The sequence below is a fragment of the Pantoea folii genome (assembly GCF_056678875.1).
Genome location: NZ_JBWXON010000037.1, coordinates 1 through 8,666, shown reverse-complemented (window position 1 = coordinate 8,666; position 8,666 = coordinate 1). Strand labels below are relative to the sequence as shown.

5 protein-coding genes are annotated in these 8,666 nt (G+C 52.8%); 4 read left to right on the top strand and 1 reads right to left on the bottom strand.

Annotation, left to right across the window (positions count from 1 at the left end):
• Positions 1–168: 168 nt before the first annotated feature.
• Positions 169–2,784, bottom strand: coding sequence for an aminopeptidase N (gene pepN / locus AC1MDE_RS25690; RefSeq protein ID WP_480345211.1), 2,616 nt, complete (start codon positions 2,782–2,784; stop codon positions 169–171).
• Positions 2,785–3,028: 244 nt separating this feature from the next.
• On the opposite strand from pepN, the gene pncB reads away from it, so the two are divergent.
• From pncB to AC1MDE_RS25670, 4 genes are all read left to right on the top strand, one after another.
• Entirely contained in the window at positions 3,029–4,234 is a 1,206-nt protein-coding gene (pncB, locus tag AC1MDE_RS25685) for a nicotinate phosphoribosyltransferase (protein ID WP_058959678.1), read from the top strand.
• Between the two features lie 149 nt (positions 4,235–4,383).
• Positions 4,384–5,784, top strand: a complete 1,401-nt coding sequence (gene asnS, locus AC1MDE_RS25680) for an asparagine--tRNA ligase (protein WP_034820510.1) — start codon at positions 4,384–4,386, stop codon at positions 5,782–5,784.
• A 300-nt stretch (positions 5,785–6,084) separates the two neighbouring features.
• Positions 6,085–7,164, top strand: a complete 1,080-nt coding sequence (ompF, locus tag AC1MDE_RS25675; RefSeq protein WP_480345209.1) for a porin OmpF — start codon at positions 6,085–6,087, stop codon at positions 7,162–7,164.
• Positions 7,165–7,362: 198 nt separating this feature from the next.
• Complete coding sequence (locus AC1MDE_RS25670) at positions 7,363–8,553, top strand: amino acid aminotransferase (RefSeq protein ID WP_034820516.1); 1,191 nt, start codon at positions 7,363–7,365, stop codon at positions 8,551–8,553.
• Positions 8,554–8,666 lie beyond the last annotated feature (113 nt).

Here is an 8,666-nt window from a genome sequence, read left to right as displayed (position 1 = left end):
TCGAAGTCGAAGTCGAAGTCGAAGTCGAAGTCGAAGTCGAAGTCGAAGTCGAAGTCGAAGTCGAAGTCGAAGTCGAACAGTAGACTGCCACTGCCAATCCGGGCAGCGAAGGGAAGTGGCCGCGAGTTCAATAAAAAGCCGCATCATCGTGATGCGGCTTTTACCTTATCAGGCGTTCAACGCTTTGGTGATCTTCTCGTACAGATCGCCCGACAGCTTATCCAGCCCTTTCAGGGTTTCCAGCGCCTTGCGCATTAACGCCTGGCGATCGGCATCGTACCGTTTCAGACGAATCAGAGGTTCGATCATGCGCGCCGCCACCTGCGGATTACGCGTATTGAGATCGGTCAACATCTCCACCAGGAACTTATAACCACTGCCGTCTTTGGCGTGGAACGCCGCAGGATTGCCGGCAGCAAAAGCCCCAATCAGCGAGCGGATGCGGTTCGGGTTACCCATGGTAAAGGAACGGTGGTTCAGCAGTTCACGCACCTTGCTCAACACGTTGTCCGCCGGGCTGGTGGCCTGCAGCACAAACCATTTGTCCATCACCAGACCATCCTGATGCCAGCGCTCGTCGTAGGCGGCCAGCAAGGCTTCACGGCACGGCAACTGCGCTGACACCGCTGCCGAGAGCGCGGCCAGCGCATCCGTCATGTTGTTGGCTTGATAATACTGCGCCTGTACCAGTTTATCTGCTTGCTCCACATCGGCGAACGCCAAATAGCTCAGGCAGACATTTTTCAGTGCACGCTTGCCAATCTCTGCATGCTCCACCTTGTATTCCTGGCTCTGGTTAGCCAGATACACGGCATACAATTCATCGCTCAGTTCGGTTGCCAGCGCGTGCACCAGCGCCGCACGCACCGCAGAAATCGCCAGCGGATCGATCACGTCAAACAGCTCGGCGATTTCATTCTCGCCAGGCAGTGACAAAATCAACGCGGTTAACGCCGGATCGCCCTGCTCTTCCAGCAACACCGCGCGGAAGGCATCCGCCACGTGCAACTGCAGCGACAGCGGTTGTCCCTGCTGATGGCGCGCGACATTCAGACGAATATAAGTCGCCAGCAAACTTTGCGCCGCATCCCAGCGCGAGAAATCATTGCGGGCGTAGCGCATCAGGAACGTCAGTTGCGCATCGCTCCATTTATAATCGAGCTTCACGGGCGCCGAGAATTCACGCAGCAGCGAAGGCACTGGCTGGAAGTGCACGTTATCGAAAATAAAGGTCTGGAACTCCTCGGTGACATTCAGCACATGATGCACCGGATGGCCGTTATGCTGCAGCGGAATCACCTTGCCTTCGTTATCGTACAATTCGATATCCAGCGGGATATGCAGCGGCAGCTTCTCTTTCTGTTCGGCCGTCGGTGGCGTGTGCTGCGTGACATGAAGCGTGTACTGTTCCAGCTCAGGATTGTAGTCGTCACGTACCGTCAACACTGGCGTACCCGCCTGGCTGTACCAGCGGCGGAACTGTGACAGATCAACGTTAGAGGCATCTTCCATCGCCTGCACAAAATCGTCGCAGGTGGCTGCGCTGCCATCGTGACGTTCAAAGTAGAGCTGCATGCCTTTCTGGAAATTGGCTTCGCCGAGCAGGGTATGCATCATGCGAATCACTTCAGAGCCTTTTTCGTACACCGTCAGGGTATAGAAGTTGTTCATCTCGATCACCTGATCCGGGCGGATCGGGTGCGCCATTGGGCTGGCATCTTCGGCAAACTGTGCACCGCGCATCACGCGTACGTTGTCGATGCGGTTAACCGCACGCGAGCCCAGGTCAGAGCTAAACTCCTGGTCACGGAATACGGTTAGGCCCTCTTTCAGGCTGAGCTGGAACCAGTCACGGCAGGTGACGCGGTTACCGGTCCAGTTATGAAAGTATTCGTGACCAATCACCGCCTCAATACCGAGATAATCTTTATCAGTGGCGGTCTCGGCTTTCGCCAGCACATATTTGGAGTTGAAGACGTTGAGGCCTTTGTTCTCCATCGCGCCCATGTTGAAGAAATCCACCGCAACGATCATAAAGATGTCGAGATCGTATTCGAGGTTAAAGCGCTCTTCATCCCACTTCATACTGGCTTTCAAAGAGGTCATTGCCCAGTCGGCACGATCGAGATTGCCACGATCGACGAAGATCTCCAGGGCCACATCACGGCCGGAACGCGTGGTAAAGCTGTCGCGCAGCACGTCGAAATCGCCCGCCACCAGCGCAAACAGATAGCACGGTTTCGGGAACGGATCCTGCCACTTCACCCAATGACGACCATCTTCATGGCAACCGCTCTCTAACTTATTGCCGTTGGAGAGCAGGAAGGGAAATTTTGCCGCATCGGCAATAATCGTGGTGGTAAAGCGCGCCAACACGTCCGGGCGATCCAGATACCAGGTGATATGGCGGAAGCCTTCAGCTTCACACTGCGTACAGAGCGCATCTCCCGATTTGTACAACCCTTCCAGCGCGGTGTTGGTATCCGGATGGATGTCATTAATTATGGTCAGGGTAAAGTTGTCGGGCAGCTGGCTGATGACCAGCGCACCCTCTTCTTCACGATAATGTGACCAGGGATGACCATCCACCGCCAGCGACACCAGCGTGAGGTCTTCGCCATCCAGACGCAGTTCGGCATCCGCAGCACCGAGACGCTTCACCTGGCTCACCGCCGTCACGCGCGTGCTGGCGGCATCGAGGTCAAAAGTCAGGTCGATATCGGTGATGGTGTAATCCGGCGCACGGTAGTCGTGGCGATATTTGATTTGCGGCTGTTGCGTCATAAGTCCTTCTCGCATCGTTAATATGTTGACCCGTCAAAGTCTAAGCGGGTTGTGCCTTCGTTGCCACGCACAATGCGTGCCTTCGTGCAAAAGGCTACAATTCATTAACAATGGCACAAATGACCCTCGACCTGCCACCCGCAATTATGGTGTGATCGCGGTCATTACTGTTTTATACTCCTGCGTCTTTATGACTTTGTTGACACCGGGCTCTGCTCCGCGGAAGAGGATGCTGAAACGCACCATGACTGGACATGCTTCCCCGATTTTGACCACGCTGCTTGATACCGATGCGTATAAGCTTCATATGCAGCAGGCCGTTTATCATCGTTACTACGATGTCCCGGTAACGGCAGAATTTCGTTGTCGCGGCGATGAATTGCTCGGCCAGTATGCCGATGAGATTCGCGCGCAACTCGATACGCTGCCCTCCCTTGCCCTGAGCGACAACGAATATCACTATCTCAGTGGCTTACCTTTCTTTGAATCCGATTACCTCAACTGGCTGCGCCAATTCCGCTTTGATCCCTCTCAGGTCAGGGTGCGCAATGAGAATGGCCGTCTGTCTATTCAGATCAGCGGGCCATGGCGCGAAGTTATTCTTTGGGAAGTACCGCTGCTGGCGCTGATCAGTGAAGTGGTGCATCGCCATCGCACACCGGAGATCGGTGTGAAACAAGCGGTCACTCAGTTACAGCAGAAGCTGGTCGATTTCCGTCAGCAGGTGGGCGATCTCGATATGTCTCGCTTCCAGCTGATGGATTTTGGTACCCGTCGCCGCTACTCCAAAGCGGTTCAGGAAGCGATCGTCAGTACGTTAAAAGCGGAGTTCCCGTGGTTAGTGGGCACCAGCAATTACGATCTCGCCCGGCGCTTACAGCTCAATCCGGTGGGCACTCAGGCCCATGAGTGGTTCCAGGCACATCAACAGATCAGCCCGGTGCTGGCGAATAGCCAACGCGCGGCGCTGCAATCCTGGCTGGATGAGTATGATGACCAACTCGGTATCGCGTTGACAGACTGCATCACCATGGATGCCTTCCTGCGTGATTTCGGCCCTGGCTTTGCCCATCGCTATCAGGGTTTGCGCCATGACTCGGGAGATCCCGTGGAGTGGGGTGAAAAAGCCATTGCACACTATCAGCGTCTGGATATCGATCCGAAGAGTAAAACGCTGGTGTTCTCAGATAACCTCAATCTGGATAAAGCGCTGGCGTTATATCGTCACTTTGGTCAACGCGCCAACGTGGTATTTGGCATTGGTACGCGCCTGACCTGCGATATTACTGGCGTCACACCACTGAACATCGTGATTAAACTGGTGAGCTGCAATGGCAAACCGGTGGCGAAACTCTCTGACAGCCCAGGCAAAACTATCTGCCAGGACAAAGCCTTCGTGCGCGCCCTGCGTAAAGCATTCGACCTCCCGCTGGTGAAAAGAGCCAGCTAATCATGGATGCAGGGTGCCCGCACCCTGCTCTTTCACAACAAATCTCCCTTTTTCCCCTGCAAAATTGCTTGTTTCCTGATGGCTCGCAAGTAACATAGCAAAACCCCGAAATGGGGCTTTTATCCACTTCTATATATAGAGAGATATTTATGAGCGTAGTGCCTGTAGCGGATGTACTGCACGGCCGTGTCGCGGTTGACAGTGAAGTCACCGTACGTGGTTGGGTGCGTACCCGAAGAGATTCCAAAGCCGGTCTTTCCTTTATCGCCGTTTATGACGGTTCCTGCTTTAATCCCGTTCAGGCCGTCGTCAATAATTCTCTGAATAATTATCAGGATGAAGTGCTGCGTCTGACCACGGGCTGTTCAGTGATTGTCACTGGTAAAGTGGTGGAATCACCGGGTGAAGGCCAGGCCTTTGAACTGCAGGCGACCAACGTAGAAGTCACCGGCTGGGTAGACGATCCGGATACCTATCCAATGGCGGCAAAGCGCCACAGTATCGAATACCTGCGTGAAGTCGCACACTTGCGTCCGCGCACCAATCTGGTCGGTGCCGTGGCGCGTACACGTCATACTCTGGCGCAGGCGCTGCATCGCTTCTTCCACGAAAATGGTTATTTCTGGGTTTCTACCCCGCTGATCACCGCATCGGATACGGAAGGTGCGGGCGAGATGTTCCGCGTCTCTACGCTGGACATGGAAAACCTGCCGCGCGATCCACAGGGCAAAGTTGACTACGACAAAGATTTCTTTGGTAAAGAAGCCTTCCTGACCGTTTCTGGCCAGCTGAATGCCGAGACTTATGCCTGTGCATTGTCAAAAGTCTATACCTTTGGCCCGACCTTCCGCGCAGAAAACTCCAACACCAGCCGTCACTTAGCGGAATTCTGGATGCTGGAGCCGGAAGTCGCTTTCGCTAACCTTGACGACGCTGCTGCACTGGCTGAGGCCATGCTGAAGTATGTGTTCAAGGCGGTGCTTGAAGAGCGTGCTGACGATATGGCGTTCTTCGCTGAACGCGTAGACAAAGATGCGATTGCTCGCTTAGAACGTTTTGTCACAACCGATTTCGCCCAGGTAGACTACACCGATGCGGTCGACATTCTGCTGAAAAGCGGCCAGACATTCGAAAACCCAGTGTCCTGGGGCGTGGATCTCTCCTCCGAACATGAACGTTACCTGGCCGAGAAGCACTTCAAAGCGCCGGTGGTGGTGAAGAACTATCCGAAAGACATCAAAGCGTTCTATATGCGTATGAACGAAGATGGTAAGACTGTGGCAGCAATGGATGTTCTGGCGCCGGGTATTGGTGAAATCATCGGTGGTTCACAGCGTGAAGAGCGTCTGGATGTATTGGATGCACGTCTGGCAGAAATGGGTCTGAACAAAGAGGATTACTGGTGGTATCGTGACCTGCGCCGTTACGGCACCGTGCCACATGCTGGCTTCGGATTAGGTTTCGAACGATTAATCGCCTATGTCACCGGCGTACAAAATGTAAGGGATGTTATCCCCTTCCCTCGTACTCCACGTAACGCTAATTTCTAAAATTCGCGATTAAATATAAGTAATTCATATATATAACGAGGTCGGTACTGCCGGCCTTTTTTTATTTTTGTAAATTTAGAGTTCTCTCACAAAGTTCCCGATATTTTACAAATTGTAATACATAATTGCTTTTTGATACGTAATTGCGAGATTTGAATCATTTTCGGGCTAGAAATAGCAACCCTGTGATGGAAAGATGCGTGCAGACACAGGAGACATCAAACTTCTTTCAAGGTTCCCGTAAAGGTTTCTTGACGGCAGTGGCAGATGTCCAAATAACTCCAATGAGGGTAATAAAAAATGATGAAGCGCAACATTCTTGCAGTGGTTATCCCTGCTCTGTTAGCTGCAGGCGCAGCAAACGCAGCAGAAATCTATAACAAAGACGGCAACAAACTGGATCTGTACGGTAAAGCTGTTGGTCTGCACTACTTCTCTGACAACGCTGGCGATGACGGCGATCAGACTTATGTTCGCTTTGGCTTCAAGGGTGAAACCCAGATTAACGACCAGCTGACCGGTTATGGCCAGTGGGAATACAACATTCAGGCGAACAACTCTGAAGGTTCTGACGCACAAACCGGCAACAAAACTCGTCTGGGCTTTGCTGGTCTGAAATTCGGTGATGCAGGTTCATTCGACTACGGTCGTAACTACGGCGTAGTGTATGACGCAATCGGCTGGACCGACGTCCTGCCAGAGTTCGGTGGCGATACCGGTTACTCTGATAACTTCCTGGTTGGCCGTTCTACTGGTCTGGCCACCTACCGTAACACCAACTTCTTCGGTCTGGTTGATGGACTGAACTTTGCTCTGCAGTACCAGGGCAAAAACGACCGTACCGATATTCGTCGTGCTAATGGCGACGGCTGGGGCACCTCTGTTTCTTACACCTCACCAATCGGTGTAGGCGTTGTTGGTGCTTATGGTTCAAGCGACCGTACTAATGCTCAAAACACTGCTACTTATGGTCGTGGTGATAAAGCGCAGCAGTGGGCTACTGGCCTGAAATATGATGCGAACAACGTCTATTTGGCTGCAATGTACAACGAGACCCGTAACTCAACTTACATCGAAAACAGCAACATCACTGGCGCAACCGGTTTTGCTAACAAAACTCAGGGCTTCGAAGTTGTAGCTCAGTACCAGTTCGACTTCGGTCTGCGTCCATCCATCGCTTATGTCCAGTCTAAGGGCAAAGACATCGAAGGTATCGGCGATGCTGACCTGGTTAAATACATCGATGTAGGCGCAACCTACTACTTCAACAAAAACATGGCTACCTACGTCGATTACAAAATCAACCAGTTGGATGACAACAACCCACTGGGTCTGGCTACCGACGACGTAGTTGCAGTAGGTCTGGTATACCAGTTCTAATCTCTCGATTAGATATGTGTATCGCCTAAAACGGAGCCTTCGGGCTCCGTTTTGCGTTTCAGTGATCGCCCTCTCAATTAGCGCCACTACTTTATACATGTGGCTTATTTCTTTTTTATGTCAGCGGTTGGCAAGCGTATCATCTGACGCTACCCTGATAGCTCATTTTGCTAAAGTTCACCCAAACGGAACTGACTCATGTTTGAATCGATCTCTGCCGCACCCGCCGATCCTATTCTGGGACTGGCTGACCTGTTTCGCGCCGACGACCGCCCGAATAAAATCAACCTTGGCATTGGTGTCTACAAAGATGAAACCGGTAAAACACCGGTACTCACCAGTGTTAAAAAAGCTGAGCAGTATCTGCTGGAAAATGAAACCACCAAAAATTATCTGAGCATTGATGGTCTGGCCGACTTTGCTCGCTGCACTCAGGAATTGCTGTTCGGCAAAGAGAGCGCGCTGATTTCAGCGGGCCGCGCGTGCACAGCACAAACCCCAGGCGGCACCGGTGCATTGCGCGTCGCTGCGGATTTCCTCGCGACGCAGACTAATGTGAAGCGCGTGTGGGTGAGCAACCCTAGCTGGCCGAACCACAAAAACGTATTCAACGCGGCGGGTCTGGAAGTTTGTGATTACCAGTATTACGACGCGGCCAACCATAGCCTCGATTTCGCAGGCATGGTCGCTTCGTTGCAGGAAGCCAAAGCCGGCGACGTGGTTCTTTTCCACGGCTGCTGCCACAACCCGACTGGCGTCGATCCTTCCGCGGACCAATGGCAACAGCTGGCGAAGCTATCGCAGGAAAAAGGCTGGCTGCCACTGTTCGACTTCGCTTACCAGGGCTTTGCACGTGGCCTGGATGAGGATGCAGAAGGTCTGCGTATTTTCGCCGCGTCTCATCAGGAGCTGATTGTTGCCAGCTCTTACTCCAAGAACTTTGGCCTGTACAACGAGCGTGTCGGTGCACTGACGCTGGTTGCCGCCAACAGCGATGTCGCGAAAACCGCCTTTAGCCAGGTGAAATACAGCATCCGTGCTAACTACTCTAACCCACCGTCACACGGTGCCGCTGTGGTCGCCACCATCCTCGGTAACGACGCGTTGCGTACCATCTGGGTGCAGGAGCTGACAGACATGCGTCAGCGCATCCAGCGCATGCGTCAGCTGTTCGTGAATACCCTGGCAGAGAAAGGCGCGAAACAGGACTTCAGCTTTATCATTAAGCAGAATGGCATGTTTTCGTTTAGCGGCCTGACCAAAGATCAGGTTGTGCGCCTGCGTGACGAGTTCGGCGTGTATGCCGTTAACTCTGGTCGTGTGAACGTGGCTGGGATGACGCCAGACAATATGTCTGCGCTCTGTGAAGCGATTGTCGCTGTACTTTAAATAAGTCAGCAGAACGATAAATGGGCCTTAATGGCCTAATGCCGATCAGTTAAGGATCAGTTGAACGATCCAGTGGCTGTGTAAGAATCCGGAAACGCTTCGTTTCCGGATTT

What these genes read in the sequence shown, in the direction of transcription:
- pepN (WP_480345211.1), bottom strand. Translation starts at nt 2,784, where the DNA reads ATGACGCAACAGCCGCAAATCAAATATCGCCACGACTACCGTGCGCCG.
- pncB (WP_058959678.1), top strand. Translation starts at nt 3,029, where the DNA reads ATGACTGGACATGCTTCCCCGATTTTGACCACGCTGCTTGATACCGAT.
- asnS (WP_034820510.1), top strand. Translation starts at nt 4,384, where the DNA reads ATGAGCGTAGTGCCTGTAGCGGATGTACTGCACGGCCGTGTCGCGGTT.
- AC1MDE_RS25670 (WP_034820516.1), top strand. Translation starts at nt 7,363, where the DNA reads ATGTTTGAATCGATCTCTGCCGCACCCGCCGATCCTATTCTGGGACTG.
- ompF (WP_480345209.1), top strand. Translation starts at nt 6,085, where the DNA reads ATGATGAAGCGCAACATTCTTGCAGTGGTTATCCCTGCTCTGTTAGCT.